The organism is Pseudomonas sp. GW821-FHT12A04 (genome assembly GCF_058807755.1).
In genome coordinates this window covers 65,243-82,811 of the sequence record NZ_JBXAQZ010000009.1, presented here as the reverse complement: position 1 = coordinate 82,811, position 17,569 = coordinate 65,243, and the positions used below count along the sequence as shown (strand labels likewise).

The 17,569-nt window shown below is 59.8% G+C and carries 16 protein-coding genes; 2 read left to right on the top strand and 14 right to left on the bottom strand.

The annotated features are described in order from the left end of the window. Positions 1-15 precede the first annotated feature (15 nt). The 10 genes from AC1RS8_RS15550 to AC1RS8_RS15505 all read right to left on the bottom strand — a co-directional run bounded on the left by AC1RS8_RS15550 (position 16) and on the right by AC1RS8_RS15505 (position 9,609). Positions 16-2,109 carry an LTA synthase family protein gene (locus AC1RS8_RS15550; protein WP_223502415.1) on the bottom strand — a complete coding sequence of 698 codons (2,094 nt, stop codon included), beginning with the start codon at positions 2,107-2,109 and terminating at the stop codon, positions 16-18. 337 nt (positions 2,110-2,446) lie between these two features. Further along, the gene (locus AC1RS8_RS15545; protein WP_489339049.1) at positions 2,447-3,052 is read right to left on the bottom strand and encodes an START domain-containing protein; all 606 of its coding nucleotides are present in this window, start codon (positions 3,050-3,052) and stop codon (positions 2,447-2,449) included. 41 nt (positions 3,053-3,093) lie between these two features. Next, complete coding sequence (locus tag AC1RS8_RS15540) at positions 3,094-3,348, bottom strand: YkgJ family cysteine cluster protein (protein ID WP_046037440.1); 255 nt, start codon at positions 3,346-3,348, stop codon at positions 3,094-3,096. Between the two features lie 166 nt (positions 3,349-3,514). Further along, the gene (locus AC1RS8_RS15535) at positions 3,515-3,994 is read right to left on the bottom strand and encodes a translation initiation factor 2 (protein ID WP_489339050.1); all 480 of its coding nucleotides are present in this window, start codon (positions 3,992-3,994) and stop codon (positions 3,515-3,517) included. A gap of 80 nt (positions 3,995-4,074) precedes the next feature. Continuing rightward, positions 4,075-5,514, bottom strand: coding sequence for an aminotransferase-like domain-containing protein (locus AC1RS8_RS15530; protein ID WP_007973699.1), 1,440 nt, complete (start codon positions 5,512-5,514; stop codon positions 4,075-4,077). 201 nt (positions 5,515-5,715) lie between these two features. After that, complete coding sequence (locus tag AC1RS8_RS15525; RefSeq protein ID WP_057713742.1) at positions 5,716-6,528, bottom strand: OmpA family protein; 813 nt, start codon at positions 6,526-6,528, stop codon at positions 5,716-5,718. Then, positions 6,525-6,881 (bottom strand): DUF4398 domain-containing protein, encoded by a 357-nt coding sequence (locus tag AC1RS8_RS15520; RefSeq protein ID WP_489339051.1) that lies wholly within the window; start codon positions 6,879-6,881, stop codon positions 6,525-6,527. Before AC1RS8_RS15520 ends, AC1RS8_RS15525 begins: the two co-directional genes overlap by 4 nt. A gap of 9 nt (positions 6,882-6,890) precedes the next feature. Beyond that, complete coding sequence (locus AC1RS8_RS15515; RefSeq protein WP_057713741.1) at positions 6,891-7,730, bottom strand: substrate-binding periplasmic protein; 840 nt, start codon at positions 7,728-7,730, stop codon at positions 6,891-6,893. A 199-nt stretch (positions 7,731-7,929) separates the two neighbouring features. Continuing rightward, on the bottom strand, positions 7,930-8,859 hold the full coding sequence (locus AC1RS8_RS15510; RefSeq protein WP_008004325.1) for an electron transfer flavoprotein subunit alpha/FixB family protein: 930 nt from the start codon (positions 8,857-8,859) through the stop codon (positions 7,930-7,932). Then, a complete protein-coding gene (locus AC1RS8_RS15505; RefSeq protein WP_015093946.1) occupies positions 8,860-9,609 on the bottom strand; it encodes an electron transfer flavoprotein subunit beta/FixA family protein in 750 nt (249 codons plus the stop codon). It abuts the gene before it with no gap. Positions 9,610-10,157: 548 nt separating this feature from the next. Between AC1RS8_RS15505 and AC1RS8_RS15500 the strand changes: the two genes are divergently transcribed. Next, positions 10,158-11,822 carry an electron transfer flavoprotein-ubiquinone oxidoreductase gene (locus tag AC1RS8_RS15500; protein ID WP_057713739.1) on the top strand — a complete coding sequence of 555 codons (1,665 nt, stop codon included), beginning with the start codon at positions 10,158-10,160 and terminating at the stop codon, positions 11,820-11,822. Positions 11,823-11,919: 97 nt separating this feature from the next. On the opposite strand, the gene AC1RS8_RS15495 is transcribed toward AC1RS8_RS15500, so the two are convergent. After that, entirely contained in the window at positions 11,920-12,810 is an 891-nt protein-coding gene (locus AC1RS8_RS15495; protein WP_057713738.1) for an AraC family transcriptional regulator, read from the bottom strand. Positions 12,811-13,001: 191 nt separating this feature from the next. Here AC1RS8_RS15495 and AC1RS8_RS15490 point away from each other — a divergent pair, with 191 nt between their 5' ends. Further along, the gene (locus AC1RS8_RS15490; RefSeq protein ID WP_057713737.1) at positions 13,002-14,054 is read left to right on the top strand and encodes an NAD(P)-dependent alcohol dehydrogenase; all 1,053 of its coding nucleotides are present in this window, start codon (positions 13,002-13,004) and stop codon (positions 14,052-14,054) included. Here the strand turns inward: AC1RS8_RS15490 and AC1RS8_RS15485 are convergent. From AC1RS8_RS15485 to dgoD, 3 genes are all read right to left on the bottom strand, one after another. Beyond that, complete coding sequence (locus AC1RS8_RS15485; protein ID WP_489339052.1) at positions 14,051-14,854, bottom strand: IclR family transcriptional regulator; 804 nt, start codon at positions 14,852-14,854, stop codon at positions 14,051-14,053. The genes AC1RS8_RS15490 and AC1RS8_RS15485 overlap by 4 nt on opposite strands. Before the next feature lie 60 nt (positions 14,855-14,914). Beyond that, on the bottom strand, positions 14,915-16,225 hold the full coding sequence (locus AC1RS8_RS15480) for an MFS transporter (protein ID WP_407514833.1): 1,311 nt from the start codon (positions 16,223-16,225) through the stop codon (positions 14,915-14,917). Positions 16,226-16,392: 167 nt separating this feature from the next. Continuing rightward, positions 16,393-17,541: a galactonate dehydratase gene (gene dgoD / locus AC1RS8_RS15475; RefSeq protein WP_008047041.1), complete on the bottom strand. Its 1,149-nt coding sequence runs from the start codon at positions 17,539-17,541 to the stop codon at positions 16,393-16,395. Positions 17,542-17,569 lie beyond the last annotated feature (28 nt).

The window sequence follows — 17,569 nt, the reverse complement described above, 5'->3', positions numbered from 1 at the left end:
TTTTTGCGTCACAACTTAGTCCGGCTTGCCATCAACAACACCGGCGGTGTTGTCCAGCAGACTCTTGGTCGCTGTTTGCAGGAACGCTTCGAGCTTGAGTTTCAACTCGGCGGTACGCGGCGCATCAGCAATGACTTCGGCGCGAGGGTTGGCACCCAATTCATACTGATACAACTTCGGCGCCATGTCCTTGTCCTTCGGCAGGACCAGAATCTGGTCCGCGGTGAGGACGGCCGTGGTCTGCTCACTGCCCGACGGCTTGATCACACCAATACCGGCGTCGCCTTGCGGCAGGTTGAGCAGGTCGCGTCCCCAGCACTGATGACGTACTTCGCCACCGATGCGGCCCATGATGGTCGGCACGATGTCGATCTGAGTGCCCACGGTGTGGTCACGCTGGCCGAACTTTTCCTGGATGCCCGGCGCGATCATCAGCATCGGCACGTTGAAGCGGCCCAGGTCCATTTCGGTGATCTGCCGTTCGTTACCAAAACCGTGGTCACCGACGACGACAAACAGGGTTTCCTTGAAGTACGGCTCCTTGCGGGCCTTTTCAAAGAACTGGCCCAGTGCCCAGTCCGAGTAACGCATGGCGGTCAGGTGTTCGTTCAGGTTGCCACGATCGGTCACGCGCTCGACCGGCAATGGCGTCGGCAAGGCGTAAGGCGTGTGGTTGGACAGGGTTTGCAGCAAGGCATAGAACGGCTTGCCGTTTTCCCGCGCCTTGAGCTCGACCAGGCCACGGTCGAACATGTCCTGGTCGGACACGCCCCAGGTCGGATCAGAGAACACCGGATTCACGAAATCGTTACGGCCGATGAAGTTGGTCATGCCTTGGTTGCTGAAGAAACCCGACTGGTTGTCCCAGGCGAAATCGCCGTTGTAGACATACACGTCGTCGAAGTCACGGGCGCTGAGCAACTGCGGCAGGCCGGACAGCTTGTGGCTGCCTTCCGGGGTCTGCATCAGGTATTCGAAGCCCGGCAGGTTCGGGAAACAGGCCATGGTGGCGAACATGCCCTGGTGGGTATGGGTACCGTTGGAGAAGAAGCGGTCGAACAGCAAGCCTTCCTTCGACAGTTTGTCGAGGTACGGCGTGATGTTGCCTGGCCCACCCAGCGCACCCACCGAGTGACCGGCCATGCTTTCCATCAGGATCACGACGACGTTCTTGATCGGCAAGGTCTTGTCGGCTGGCGGGGTGTAATCGCGACGTACCGCCGCGGTCTCGCCATCCACCAGTTTGTCATCCGCCATCACCAGCATGTCACGCACCACTTGCTGGGCTTGTGGCTGTGGCAGCGTGGCTTTCCAGATATTGTCGCGATCCTCGGACATCCGGCTCTTGGCGGCGGCGACCAGAGAAAGCGTACCGTTGAGACCCAACTGGTTGGCGAAGTTGGAATCTGTGGTGTAGACATCACCCCAGCGCATCGGCGGGCCTTGGCGCAAGGTGCCACGGGCCGCGACGACGCAGATCAGCAGGCAAACCACGAACACGCCAATGCGTGCATACCACGGCGCGACCTTGCGTGTGCCGATGCTGCCGCCACTGAACGGGCCACGAGGGCGGGTCGCACGGTCGGCACCCTTGAATGCCATGCTCAGGATCACGGTACCCAGAGCCCACGCCAGCAGATAGCGGACCACCGGAAAACCATACCAGAGCATGCTGGCCACGGTTTTCGGGTCTTCCTTGACGTACTGGAAGACCAGGCCGTTGAGGCGCTGGTGGAATTCACGATAGAAGTCCATCTCCATCAGGCCCAGGAACAGCGCGATGCTGGAGACCACTGTCAGCCAGAGTCGGAACAGCCCGCGTGCCGCCATGGCCCGGGCGCTGAACAAGGCCAGCAGCAACGGAATACTGAGATAGACCACCAGGCGCAGGTCGAAACGCAGACCGTTGGCGAATGCCTCGAGGAAGGTCGAAGCCGGTGTGTCGAGGATCATTGAGCTGTTGTAAGCCAGCAGCGCGACGCGCAGCAGACTGAACATGACCATCATGACCAGGGCACACAACAGCGTGTAGGCCAGATGCGATTTGACGGTCGGTTGCAGCAGGCGACTAGAAGCTCGCTGCTGACTCAGGGCGTCCGGGATTGCCATGTCGTTTTAGGACCCATTGGAAGTTGAAGTTTCAAAAATACAGCTGCGCCTTGCCCTCTTTTCGGCCCGTACCAGGCCTGGGGGTTTGCGCGGTGCGCAAATGTTGCACGATCAACGGCAGCATTGCCATTGATAACTACCCTCATCCCGAGTCTTTCATCCTGCATTCAGCCATACGCTGCGCGTTACGGGAGAGCCGGCGAATTGTCTTGGAGAGTGGGTGAAAATTTCGTGCAACGCATATCCGGAAACAAATTAAAACCTGAGCATCGTTCAAAAAAGCAAACGCCCCGATCGAGTCGGGGCGTCACGAAGTCACCTCAAAAGAGTGACACAATTACTTCTCGGCGCGTTCCTTGAGGGCTTTCAAGGTATTGAACGGGGCATCCACCACGAACTTGTTGGCCACCATCGACGGCACGCTGCCGCCCGGCTCTGTGTGCACCTGATAGGTCACTTCGATCTGGTCGCCCTTGGGTACGAACTTCCAGAAACCGTCGACCTTGGTGACCCGGACGAAGCCTTTTTCTTCAGGAATGTATTTCGGCACGCCTTCGAGCTTGCGGGTCAGGCTGCCATCGGCCCCTTCGATGGTGGTGATGTGCAACACCGAATCACGGGGAGTAACCGGCCACGGGGTGTTGAACTGAGTGTAGGTCCAGCTCTGCTCACCTTCGTGCTTGAGCAGCTTCTGGGTTTTGCATTCGTGAATCCAGGCGCAGGCTCCGGACACGTCGTCCTGCAACGCACGCAGCTTGGCCATGGTGGTCTTCATCAGCGTGACGCCCTGGTAGGCCTTGTAGTCGGAGCCGGCCACTTCACTCAGGGAGATCTTGATGCCGTCTTCGTCTTTCTTGACTTTCCAGTCTTCGGCCTGAGCCGCCGAGGTAGCTAGCACAACCGCCAAACCACACAACACAGCCATACGATGCAGCGAACCCATAGTCTTATTCCTTATTGTTGAAGTTCCGTTCGTAGAACACATCACGCCGCCGTCATTTGCTCCCACCAGCCAATCAACCGGATGGCTTCTTCGCTGCTGCTTCCGCACACCTCGGGGTCGGCCTCGAAGGCAGAACACACCGCCGGCCGTTCCGGCTGGCCGAAAATACTGCACAGGTTATCGGAGGAAAGTTGCAGGCAACGCTGCCCCGCGGCCTTGCCATTGGGCATACCGGGAATCGGCGAACTGATGGAAGGGGCAATGCAACAAGCGCCACAGCCCTCACGGCATTTCATGACGACAAGCTCCTCGCGACGAGCAATGTGTTAATGGACGGGGCACAGAGTACCCGTTAAAACAGTTGTTTTAAATTACCTGCGGGCGGGTTTTTCAACGCAAACGAGCATGACCGGCCAGTCTCCGACAAAGCGTCTGGCCTGCGGCTCGTGGATCCTGACAGGGTTACTGCTTGAACTCGAAATCCAGTGCCGCGCCTTCGACCTCGTGGCGTTCTTCATTTCGCAGTTGCAGCTGCATTTCGTTGCTGAGCAGGCGGCCGTTGAGCTGGAACTCGCTGTTGCCGCTTTTGTCACCGAACATCTGGGGTAACAACGGTTCGCGCCTGACCAACGGCACCGTTCCGACCGGCTTGAGCTCTTGAACCATATCCTTGGGCAAGCTCAGATCCAGTTTGGTAGATGGAAGCTCAGTCTTTGCCACCTCGCTGGCCGGTTTCGATTTGGAGGCAATGGGCGGACGCTTTTTCACGGGCGTCGCCTGCTTACCGGCCACCGAGGCTTTTTTGACAGGTGCGGCTTCTATCGGTGCGACGTGGAAACTGCCGGTAGTCTGATCCTGCTCGGTGGCAGCCACGACGGATGCCGGCTGAATACTCGCAATCAGGCAGAGCCAAAGCCAGGCGGCAGGAAAAGTCGGTTTCATGTATCCAACGGTGGGTGCAAACGGCAGAGATGCATATGCTCGCCTGTTGCAGCCCACAAGACAAGCGCAGTCGCAGCCTGTTACAAACCGCCAGCCATCTCCTGGCAGAGTTGGGTGGCCAGCATGCCCAGGGTCATCAATGCACGCTCGGCCTCGCGGTTCCACGGGGTGCCGCAGTTGAGCCGGATGCAGTGATTGAATTGCTCGGTATTACTGAAGATCAGTCCCGGCGCGATACTGATGCCCTGCTGCAATGCCCGCACGTGCAACTCTTGCGTGTTGACCCGCCCCGGCAGACTGACCCACAGAATGAAGCCGCCGGTAGGTCGGGTCATCTGCGTGCCTTCAGGGAAATACTGCTGCACCGCCAATTGGAAGGCGCTGAGGTTTTTCCGGTACTCCTGACGGATGAAGCGCAAATGCCGGTCGTACCCGCCATTTTCCAGGTACGCGGCAATACCCATCTGGGTCACGCTGCACGCGGAATGCGTACTGAAGGTCTGCAAGCGCTGGATTTCCTGCTGATACTTGCCGGCAATCATCCAGCCGATCCGCACGCCAGGCGACAGGGTCTTGGAGAAACTCGAGCAATAGATCACCCGGTCCAGCCGATCATAGGCCTTGAGAGACTTGGTGCGCCCCTGCTCGAACATCAGCTCACCGTAGATATCGTCTTCGACAATCTGGATATCGAAGTCCGACGCCAGGCGCAGCAATTGTTTCTGCCGCTCCTCTGGCATGGTGCCGCCCAACGGATTGCTCAGGCGGGTGGTCAGCACCAACGCCTTGATCGACCATTGGTTGGCCGCCAGTTGCAGGGCTTCCAGGCTCATGCCCGTGGCTGGATCACTGGGGATCTCGATGACCTTGAGCCCCAACAGGTCGGCCAGTTGCAGCAACCCGTAATAGGTCGGCGACTCGGCCGCGATCAGATCGCCCGGACGGGTCAGCACACGCAAGGACATCTGCAGCGCATCGACGCAACCGTGGGTGATCACCACTTCCGACGGATCGACCACCACGCCGGCATCGCGCATGCGGATCGCCACCTGTCGGCGCAACGGCTCGAAACCAGGGCTGAACATGTAGCTGAAGGCCCGCGGGCTATGGAAACGGGTGACTTTGGCCAATTGCTGATGCAGTGCCCGCACCGGCAAATAGTCGACACTCGGCACCGCAGCGCCCAGCGGGAAGACACCTTCACGACGGGACTCGACCAGGACTTGCTGAATGATGCTGCTGCGGGTGACCAGCCCGGGGCGCTCGACCCGGGCGATGTCCGGCGTCGGCGCGGTGAGCGCCGGCGTCTGGTGCACGTAGTAACCCGACTGCGGCCGGGCGCGGATCAGCCCCTGATCCTCGAGATTGGCATACGCCTGCAACACCGTCGCATGGCTGACATTGAGCTGCGAGCTCATCTTGCGCACCGAAGGCACGCGCTCCCCCGGCTGATAGACCCCACGGCGGATGTCTTCGGCCAGTTGTTGAGCAATACGTTGATAGAGCAAAAGATTGGTCATGACGCAGCACTCGATTTCACGGGCATTTTATTCTTGTGTGAAACAATACCGGAACAGTTTAGAAGTGTACGGGGACAGTTGCCACAATAGTCGACCGTACAGTGCAGTGTCAGCAAAATCTGTACTGTTTTGTGCGGTAATCGGCAGGCATAAAAAAACCCGGCACTGCATGGCAGGCCGGGCTTTCCAGCGACGCAACCCTTAGCGGGCAGCGCCGAGCTGGCCCTTTTCGTCGGAAAACACAATTTCCACCCGACGATTCTGCGCCCGGCCCCGTTCCGACGCGTTCGCGTCCACCGGATACTCGTCGCCATAACCCTCGACCTGGATGCGCTTGTCGTCGATACCCAGGTCCATCAGCACGTCAGCCACCGATTGCGCGCGGTCGCGGGACAGCTTGAGGTTTTCCTGCTTGCCCCCGGTACTGTCCGTATAACCTTCGATCCGCACCACTCGCTTGGGGTTGAGTTGCAGGAACTGCACGATCTTCAACACCACACGGTTGGCCGACGGTTTCAATTCCGCTTCGCCGGTGTCGAACAGCATGTCGCCCAAGGTCATCACCAGACCGCGGTCGGTCTGGCTGGTCGTCAATGCCAGGATCTGCTCCTCGAGCCATTTGCCTTGCTGCTGCACGCTGAACAGTTTGGATTCACGCAATGCCAGTTGCAGACGCTGCCGTTCCAGTTCGAGTTTCGCCGCCTGCTCTTCGTTGAGCACCTGATTGGTGTGCTCCCGGGCAATGGCGCTGTAGCGCTGGCTCAGGTAGGCGTAATGCACCACGTCCGAACCGCTGCCCCAATAGCTGGACAGGCGATCGGCACGGGCCAGGGACTCACCGGCGCGAATCACGTCCTTGGGGGCGATTCGCAGCACATTGGAGTCTTCCTTGACCTTCTGAAAGTCGGCACCGGCCTGCTGCAACGCGGACTCGCTGTGCTGGCTGGCGCAGCCAAAGAGGCTCGCGCAGCCTGCCAGGATCAAACCGCCGAGGGCTTTGCTCTTGAGGCTCATTGGGCATCCCCCAGTTGCTTGCGCAGGCGGGCGATGCGGGTGTTGAGCACGTTCAACTGTTCCTCGCTCTTGGCCGTCAACACCTTGGCTTCAGCCAGGCGCGCATCGAGTTCGGCCTGTTCGGCCCGCATGCGTGCGTTTTTGAAGGATTGATCGGTCATGTTGCCCTTGGCGCGGTTGAACTTGTCTTCGGCCAGTTTCATTTCCGGCACATCGTCGGCGGTGGCGCCTACGGCCTTGGCCTGTTCGAGTGCCTGTTCGGTCAGGCGAATCTGTTCATTCGGCGCAGGATCGGTTGCACAACCCGTCAGGGCGGCAAAGGCCACGGCAGCGAAAAGAGGTCGAATACTCACTGAAAATCCTTACTGTTTTGGGGTACTGACGGGTTGTTGCGGGGGGCTTGGCTGTGGTTGTGAGCGTTGTGCTTTCCATCGCTCGATATTGCGCATCAGCACGGCCTCCGTCAGTCCGGACGCGGGCAATTCTGTCATCTTTTTGGCCAACTGTCCGCGCAACCACGGATCGTTGCACGCCGAGTCATGGGAAATCGCCAGGTACAGGCCAGGTTTGTCGACCGGTTGCGCGCGCGCGACCAGGTCAGCGGCCATGCCCAGTGTCTGTGCGGTCGCCATGCCCGAGTAACGCCCTGCCAGTACAAACTCGACCTCGCCCAACAGCAGTTTCTGAAAGGCCTGGGTCAGGTTGGACGTGCGCGTGAGGGTCAGTTGCTGTCCAGCAAAGGTGCTGAATTGCGGGGTCATTCGGGCCTTTTCCGACACGGCACCGGGATGGCCGTGCAGGTCCTGTGCTTCGTTGTAGACCAGTGTCGAGTCCTTGCGAGTCCAGACCAGGTAGTCGTTTTCCAGCAAGGCTGGATGGATGTAGTCCAGGGTCTCCAGCTCGCTGACGGTCAACGTCGCGTCCGCCAGCATGTCCATGCGCCCGCTGCGCACTTCGTCCAGGGCCTGGGCGCGTTTTCCGGCATAAAGCAGTTCGACCTTGAGCCCCAACTCCCCCGCCACTTGCTGCAGCAAATCGGCGCTGGCACCGATCAGGTATTTGGGATTGTGCGGGTCTTGCCACAGGTACGGCGGTGCATCCGGGCTGCCGGTGACCACCAGCCGCTCGCATTTACCCGCGGCGACAGACAGCGCCGGCAATAGCGTCAATCCCAGCAAGCTCCACACACAGCGCAGATCCATGGCTTCACACTCCACTCATACCTGGTTATGCCCCCCCTGTAGGAGCGAGCTTGCTCGCGATGGATTCAAAGACACCGCGTTTATCCAGGATCGACGCGTCATCGTTAACGTCCATCGCGAGCAAGCTCGCTCCTACAGAATGAAGAGCAAAAAAAAGCCCGACCAAAAGGCCGGGCTCTTTATAAGTGAAGCAGCCGGATTAGACCAGCTTCTCCAACTCAGGGATGGCTTCGAACAGGTCCGCCACCAGGCCGTAATCGGCCACCTGGAAGATCGGCGCTTCTTCGTCCTTGTTGATCGCAACGATCACTTTGGAGTCTTTCATGCCGGCCAGGTGCTGGATCGCGCCGGAGATACCGACGGCGATGTACAGCTGTGGAGCAACGATCTTGCCGGTCTGACCGACCTGCATGTCGTTGGGTACAAAACCTGCGTCGACTGCGGCGCGCGATGCACCGACGGCAGCGCCCAGCTTGTCGGCCAGGGCGTACAGGTGTTTGAAGTTGTCGCCATTCTGCATGCCGCGACCGCCGGAAACGACGATCTTGGCAGCGGTCAGTTCCGGACGATCGGACTTGGCCAGTTCTTCGCCAACGAAGCTGGAGATGCCAGCGTCGTGGGCAGCGCCAACAGCTTCAACGGCAGCGGAGCCACCTTCAGCTGCAACCGGGTCGAAACCGGTGGCACGCACGGTGATCACCTTGACCGCAGCGTTCGACTGAACGGTAGCGATGGCGTTACCGGCATAGATCGGACGCTTGAAAGTGTCGGCGCTTTCTACCGAGATGATCTCGGAGATCTGGTCAACGTCCAGTGCAGCGGCAACGCGCGGCAGGATGTTTTTGCCGTTGGAAGTGGCGGCAGCCAGGATGTGGCTGTAGCCCTTGCCCAACTCTGCAACCAGAGGAGCAACGTTTTCCGGCAGTTGATGTGCATAGGCGGCGTTGTCGGCCACCAGCACTTTAGCCACGCCAGCTACTTTCGCAGCGGCTTCAGCCACGGCGCCAGCGCCCTGACCTGCAACCAGAACGTGGATGTCGCCACCGATTTTGGCGGCAGCAGCAACGGTGTTCAGCGTGGCCGGGGCCAGCACTTTGTTGTCGTGTTCAGCAATAACCAAGATAGTCATTTAGATTACCTTCGCTTCGTTTTTCAGTTTCTCGACCAGTTCAGCCACCGACTTGACCTTGATACCCGCGCTACGTGCAGCCGGCGCTTCGACTTTCAAAGTCTTGTTGGTGGAGGCGGTGGAAACGCCCAAAGCATCCGGAGTCAGCACTTCGAGAGGCTTCTTCTTGGCTTTCATGATGTTTGGCAGAGACGCATAACGCGGCTCGTTCAAACGCAGGTCGGTGGTGACGATCGCCGGCAGTTTCAGGGAAACCGTCTGCGCGCCGCCGTCGATTTCACGGGTCACAGCTACGCTGTCGCCGCTGATTTCGACTTTCGAAGCGAACGTGCCCTGACCGTAGCCACTCAATGCAGCGAGCATCTGGCCGGTCTGGTTGTTGTCGCTGTCGATGGCCTGTTTGCCAAGGATCACCAGCTGAGGCTGTTCCTTGTCGACAACAGCTTTCAACAGTTTGGCAACAGCCAGGGAAGTCAGGTCTTCGGCGGACTCGACGAGGATGGCGCGGTCGGCACCCAGAGCCAGCGCGGTGCGCAGTTGCTCTTGAGCGGTGGACGGGCCTACGGAGACGACGACGATTTCAGTCGCAACACCCTTCTCTTTCAGGCGTACGGCTTCTTCCACGGCGATTTCGCAGAACGGGTTCATCGACATCTTGACGTTGGCAAGATCGACGCCGGAATTGTCCGCCTTGACGCGAACCTTGACGTTGTAATCCACAACGCGTTTGACAGCTACAAGAACCTTCATGGATTCCTCGTTACTCTCCGGTGAAAAGAAAGTCGCCTAGGCGAACCTGGCGGTTGATGCTCATCGGGCGCAAGGGCACCTCCAAAAACGCCGGCAAAGCTGTCAAGTGACCATCGCTCATGATCTGGATGACCGTTGGTCAGTGGTGACTGACGAGTCATTCAACATCGCGGCGTGTAAACTGCACATCAAACCCGCGCAGCGCATCACTCTCTACTGCCATCGCCCTGTCTTTAGAGGTGCTCTTGAAACCAACAGCCAGCCTACGGCGAGCGCAAAACCGCCCGTATCTTGACCGGAACGCCTATTCCGGTCAATACGCCAAAATGGCCGTTCATAAGGCGCGTGACTTTGATTTCTCTGGCTTTGAGCCAATTCAAACAAACGTTTGTATTGGACGCTGAGAGTGGTGTAGATATAATGCGCCACCAAAAGAGAAAGGTGGTCAATCGATTGTCCTCTTCCGGCGTTGCGCCGGAATTCATGGATGCGACACCCGACTTCCAAATTAGAAAAAAAACTGTTGAGCCTTGAGTAGGAGATAACCTGTGGAACGCGAATACATGGAATTCGACGTGGTCATCGTCGGTGCCGGCCCCGCTGGTCTTTCCGCCGCCTGCCGCTTGAAGCAGAAGGCCGCCGAAGCCGGTAAGGAAATCAGCGTCTGCGTGGTCGAAAAAGGCTCCGAAGTCGGTGCTCACATTCTGTCCGGCGCCGTGTTCGAACCACGGGCCCTGAACGAACTGTTCCCGAACTGGAAAGAACTCGGCGCGCCGCTGAACACGCCCGTCACCCGCGACGACATCTTCGTGCTCAAGAACGCTGAAAGCGCGCAGAAAATTCCAGACTTCTTTGTGCCCAAGACCATGCACAACGAAGGCAACTACATCATCTCCCTGGGCAACCTGTGCCGCTGGCTGGCCCAGCAGGCCGAGAACCTGGGCGTGGAAATCTACCCTGGCTTCGCCGCTCAGGAAGCGCTGATCGACGAAAACGGTGTGGTTCGCGGGATCATCACCGGCGACCTGGGCGTTGACCGCGAAGGCAACCCGAAGGAAGGCCTGTATACCCCGGGCATGGAACTGCGTGGCAAGTACACGCTGTTCGCCGAAGGTTGCCGTGGCCACATCGGCAAGCAACTGATCAAGCGCTTCAACCTGGACACTGACGCTGATGCCCAGCACTACGGCATCGGCCTGAAGGAAATCTGGGAAGTCGACCCGGCCAAGCATCAGCCAGGCCTGGTAGTGCACACCGCCGGTTGGCCGATGGACATCATGGGCACCGAGAACACCGGTGGCTCGTTCCTCTATCACCTGGAAAACAACCAGGTCGTGGTTGGCCTGATCGTCGACCTGTCCTACAGCAACACCTACCTGTCGCCGTTCGATGAGTTCCAGCGTCTCAAGCATCACCCGGTGCTTGCTCAGTACCTGGAAGGCGGCAAGCGCATCAGCTATGGCGCTCGCGCCATCTGCAAGGGCGGCCTGAACTCGCTGCCGAAAATGGTGTTCAAGGGCGGCGCGCTGATCGGTTGCGACCTCGGCACCCTGAACTTTGCCAAGATCAAAGGCAGCCACACTGCGATGAAGTCCGGCATGCTCGCCGCTGAATCCGTGGCCGAGGCGCTGTTCGCCGAGAAGGACGGCACCGAAGAGCTGACCACTTATGTGGACGCGTTCAAGAAGAGCTGGCTCTACGAAGAACTGTTCGCCAGCCGCAACTTCGGCCCGGCAATCCACAAGTTCGGCGCCATCGTCGGCGGCGGTTTCAACTGGCTCGACCAGAACATCTTCGGCGGCAAACTGCCGTTCACCCTGCACGACACCAAGCCGGATTACGCTTGCCTCAAGCTCGCGGCCGACTGCAAGAAGATCGACTACCCGAAACCGGACGGCAAGCTCAGCTTCGACAAACTCAGCTCGGTGTTCATCTCCGGTACCAACCACGAAGAAGAGCAGCCATGCCACTTGAAGCTGGCCGACGCGAGCATCCCGATCAGCAAGAACCTGCCGCTGTACGACGAACCTGCCCAGCGTTACTGCCCGGCCGGCGTGTATGAAGTGATCACCAAGGAAGACGGCGAGAAGCGCTTCCAGATCAACGCCCAGAACTGCGTTCACTGCAAGACCTGCGACATCAAGGATCCTGCTCAGAACATCACCTGGGTGGCGCCGGAAGGTGCCGGCGGCCCGACTTACCCGAACATGTAAGCCGAACCGCTGAACATCAAGGCTCCCGAAACGGGGGCCTTTTTGTTGCGTGCGATTCAGGACATAACACCGCTCCCACAGGGGATCTATTACCAACTCAGGCAGCGCGTTCATCCCCGGGATTACGCTCGAAGTACCGCTTGTACTCGCGACTGAACTGCGACGTGCTCTGATACCCCACCCGATGCGCCACCTGCGCCACACCCAGCCCCTCCCCCACCAACAACTGCTGTGCCCGCAGCAGACGCAATCGCTTCAGGTACTGCACCGGTGACAACAAGGTGCTGCGCTTGAAATGCTCGTGAAAGGTCGACGCACTCATGTTGGCGCAACTGGCCAGGGTCTCGACATTCAACGGTTCGGTGTAATGCGCATGCAGATGACTGAGGGATGCCGCGATCCGGGCGAATTGCCCCTGCTGCTCAACCAGTGCCCGCAACACATCGGCTTGCGGACCGCGCAAGGCGACGAACAGCAACTCACGCAAACGCGCTTGCCCCATGATCTGGCATTCCAGCGGATCGTGCAGGCAACGCAGCAGCCGCTCGACACAACCGCGCATGGCGTCATCGAGCACTGCCGAGGTCATGGACTCCGGTGTTTGCGCCGGAATATGCCGCCCCGGCGCCAGGCCCATCGCCAACACCAACTCGCCCAGCATCACCCGGTCGATCGCGACGGAAACACCCAGCATGGGCCCGCTGGGCGCGGCAAAGGTTTCACACTCGAACGGCACCGGCAGCGCCTGAATCAGGTAATGCCCAGCACCATATTCCAGGGTGCGCGGCCCCAGGTACGCCAGTTTGCTGCCCTGGGCGATGATCACCAGGCTCGGCTCATAGATCTGCGGCCCACGGGCCACGTCGCAACTGGCCCGCAGAACCTGTACGCCCGGCAACGCAGTCGGGACGAAACCGTCGCGAGTGGACAGCGGCTCGATCAGCGAAACCAGGGTGGCATTGGCATCAAGGTAACGGGTCAACAGCATCGGGGCTCTTCACAAAAAAGGTCACGGAATAAGGGACGAAAGCATCATCGCAGGTCTGATTGCCAATGGCTTCGAACAGAGGCGGATGCCGGAGGAATAGGCATGACACCCGGAGGAATCGCCATGGCCGGTACAGGGGACGACGCCCAGAATGCGCCACCTCACCCGTCAGCGTTTTTGCGAGGTTCACCATGTACACCGCCATCGGATACGCCGCCCAGTCGGCCACCACTCCCCTCGCCCCCGTGAAATTCGAACGTCGCAGCCCAAGGCCTGACGACGTTGCCATCGAGATTCTCTACTGCGGCGTCTGCCATTCCGACATCCATCAGGCCCGCAACGAGTGGGGCATTGCCGTTTACCCGCTGATGCCTGGCCACGAAATCGTAGGCAAGGTGACCGCCGTAGGTGCGAGTGTCACCCAGCATAAAGTCGGTGATCTGGTCGGTGTCGGCTGCATGGTCGATTCGTGCCGCAGCTGCGAAGCCTGCCAGGCCAACCTCGAGCAATACTGCCTCGAAGGTCCGACCATGACCTACGCCACCCCGGACCGCGTGGATGGCAGCAACACCATGGGCGGCTACTCCGACAGCATCGTGGTCAGCGAGCACTTTGTGGTGCGTATCCCGGAAAAACTGCCCCTGGCCAGCGCCGCGCCGATCCTGTGCGCCGGCATCACCACCTACTCACCGCTCAAGCACTACGGCGTGAAGGCCGGTGACAAGGTCGGGATTCTCGGCATGGGCGGCCTGGGCCACATGGGCATCAAGTTCGCCAAGGCCATGGGCGCCGAGGTGACCTTGTTCACCCGTTCGGCGAGCAAGGCCGAAGAGGCTCGTCGCCAGGGTGCGGACCATGTGATCGTGTCCACCGATGATGCCCAGATGCAGGCTGCGGCCGGGCACTTCGATTTCCTGCTCGACACCATTCCGGTGCAGCACGACCTCAACCCTTACCTCGATACGCTGCGATTCGACGGCGTACATATCCTGGTGGGGTTGATCGAACCGGTGGAGCCACCGGTACATGCCGCCAAACTGGTGTTGGGGCGTCGCGTGCTCGCCGGCTCGCTGATCGGCGGCATCGCCGAAACCCAGGAAGTGCTGGATTTCTGCGCCGAACACAACATCACCTGCGACATCGAGATGCTCGACATCCGCCAGATCAACGAGGCTTACGCCCGCATGATCGCCGGTGACGTGAAGTACCGCTTCGTCATCGACATGGCGACCTTGAAAATCTAAACCTTCAAGCCAAGCTCCGCCGACAGCCGGGCCGTGACCCCTTTGATCAGGGGAATCAGCTCGGCCATTTTTTCCAGCGGCATGTAAGGCACAGTACTGGCAATGCTGATGCCGGCGACGATGCGCTTGCTGGCATCACGGATCGGAGCGGCCACACAGCGGATCGAAGGTTCGTTGTCTTCCAGGTCGAACGCATAACCGCCGGCCACATACTCGACCATGCGCTGCTGAAACTGCTCCCAGGTTTGCTCCGGGTGCTGCGGCCAGAACTGGTTTTTCCCACCCACCGGCAGGCTGACTTCGTACAGGCGCTGCCACTCCTGCTGCGAATCATCGAGCATCAGCGCCTTGCCGATCCCGGTGCGCGCCAACGGCATGCGATGGCCGACCCGCGAACGCATTTCCGGGCCATTGCGCCCCGGATTCTTGTGCAGGTACAGCACTTCGTCGCCTTCACGGATCGCCAGGTGAATGGTGTCGCCGGTCAACGCCGACAACTCATCCAGGTACGGCCCGGCCAGGGTCACCAACGGCAGCTCTTCACGGGCCTGAAAGCCCAGTTCGATCAGTTTCGGCCCCAGCAAATAACCGACTTGCGGCACCACCCGCAGATAACGCTCGTCCACCAGGCAACTGGCCAGGCGATGGGTGGTGCTGCGCGTGGTGCCGATCAGCCGGGCGATTTCCTTGAGATCGCGGGCGCCGCTGGCCACGGCCTGGACCACACCCAACCCGCGAAGCAGGGTCTGGGTGCCGGTCGGCGCGGCGTCCTTGGCGATTTTTGGGGCGTCTTCCTGCATATCCAGCCTTTACCGTTGAGCGAGTGAACGGGCGGCATTATGGTCGCCCGCGTGCCACGACTACAACTTGATACGCTCGACCTTGCCCACCAGCAAGATGTAGGACAGTGCGCCAATCAGTGCCAGCACCGAGATGTAGGTGATCGCCGGGGCAAAAGAATCACCCGTCGCGAGGAAGCCGATCACGATAGGCGTGGCAATCGCCGACAGGTTGCCGATGAAGTTGAACACACCACCGGTCAGCCCGAGCAAGCGCGCCGGAGCCAAAGTCGATACCAGCGACCAGGTAATCGAAGCCAGGCCATTGCCGAAGAATGCCAGCGCGAGGAAGGCAATCACCAACGGCGTCGACTCGACATAGTTGGCGCCGATGATCGAGGTGGAAATCAGCAGGCCACTGATGATCGGCAACTTGCGGGCGAAACCTACCGTGTAACCGCGACGGATCAAAAAGTCCGAGAAGAAACCGGAACACAGCACACCGATAAACGCGGCGAGAAACGGCAGCGATGCCAACAGGCCGGACTTGATGAAGTCCATGCCGCGATACTTCACCAGGTAGGTCGGGAACCAGGTGAGGAAGAACCACAGTGTCGAGTTGAGGCAGAACTGCCCGAGGTAAATGCCCCAGAGCTTGCGCTTGGTCAGGACAATCCCCAGGTCGGTCCAGCTGAATTTGGCTTTGACCTTGGCCTGTTCGGCCTGGATATCCACCAGCCCGCCGCCCTCGCGGATCAAATCGATTTCCGCGTCATTGGCGCCTTTGAAATCCCGTGGCTCGCGATACACCGCGTACCAGATCACCGCCCACACAATGCCCACCGCGCCGGTGGTGACGAACACCATGTGCCAGCCGAATTCGTGCTGCAGCCAGGCCAGCACCGGCGTCAGGAAGGCCAGACCGACGAATTGCCCGGAGGTATAGAAACCGATGGCCGTGGCACGCTCGCGCTCGGGGAACCAGGTGGTGACCACACGGCTGTTGATCGGGTACGCCGGCGCTTCCAGGGCGCCGACGGCCATGCGCAACACGAACAGCGCGATGAAGCTGCCGGCGAAGCCGAGCATCACCGTGGCCACAGACCACAGCAGCAAGGCAACACTGTAAAGGATGCGTGGTGGCACGCGATCCACCAGCCAGCCGCCGGGGATTTGCATGGCCGCGTAGGTCCAGCCGAACGCAGAGAAGATCAGGCCGACGTGGATCGGGTCGATGCCCAAGTCACTGGTCAATGCCGGGGCAGCGATGGACAGGTTGCTGCGGTCCAGGTAGTTGATCACCACGGTGATGAACAACAGCACCATGATGAAAAAACGCTTGCGGCTGGGCGTCACCAACGACGCCTGCCCGGTGAGGGTTTGCGGTTGCATGAGGGGGTGCCTCTTCTTATGGTTATTGAGGTCAATTTGAAACTTCGTGCAGACCCCTTGTAGGAGCGAGCTTGCTCGCGATGGTGTGTCATTCAGCCTGATGTCGACTGACACACCATCGCGAGCAAGCTCGCTCCTACAGGGTTCAGTGGTAGGTCAGGGAGTGATCACCACTCGGCAAAACTGCCATCGGCATGGCGCCAGATCGGGTTGCGCCAGCGGTGGCCGATGGCGGCGCGTTCGATCACGTATTCCTCGTTGATCTCGATGCCCAGGCCCGGGCCGTTCGGGATCTTCACGAAGCCTTTGTCGTAGTCGAACACCCTTGGGTCTTTGACGTAGTCGAGCAGGTCGTTGCTCTCGTTGTAATGGATGCCCAGGCTCTGTTCCTGGATGAACGCGTTATAGCAAGCCGCGTCCAGTTGTAGGCAGGCCGCCAGGGCAATCGGGCCCAGCGGGCAATGCAGCGCCAGCGCCACGTCGTAGGCTTCGGCCATGTTGGCGATCTTGCGGGTTTCGGTGATGCCACCGGCGTGGGAGGCATCCGGCTGGATGATGTCGACATAACCTTCGCTGAGCACGCGCTTGAAATCCCAGCGCGAGAACAGCCGTTCGCCCAGGGCAATCGGCGTACTGGTCAGCGGCGCCAACTCTTTGAGCGCTTCGTAGTTTTCGCTCAGCACCGGCTCTTCGATGAACATCAGCTTGTACGGATCAAGCTCCTTCATCAGCACCTTGGCCATGGGCTTGTGCACCCGGCCATGGAAGTCGACGCCTATGCCGACGTTCGGGCCGACGGCATCGCGCACGGCAGCGACGTTGGCCAGGGCCTGGTCGACCTTGTCGAAGGTATCGAGGAATTGCAGCTCTTCGGTGCCGTTCATTTTCACCGCGGTAAAACCACGCTCGACCGCTTCTTTCGCCGCACGCGCGGTGTCCGCTGGACGGTCACCGCCGATCCACGAGTACACACGAATCTTGTCCCGCACCTGGCCACCCAGCAGATCGCTGACCGACACGCCCAGCGCCTTGCCCTTGATGTCCCACAAGGCCTGATCGATACCGGCCAGAGCGCTCATGTGGATCGCGCCGCCACGGTAGAAGCCGCCGCGATAGAGCACGGTCCAGATGTCTTCGATGTTGCGCGGGTCTTTACCGATCAGGTAGTCGGACAATTCTTCAACGGCAGCGGCAACGGTGTGGGCGCGGCCTTCGACCACGGGCTCACCCCAACCGGTGACGCCCTCGTCGGTTTCGACCTTGAGGAAGCACCAGCGCGGCGGAACGATGAAGGTGGTCAGTTTGGTGATTTTCATCTTTTGGCTCTCTTATTAGATGCAGCGC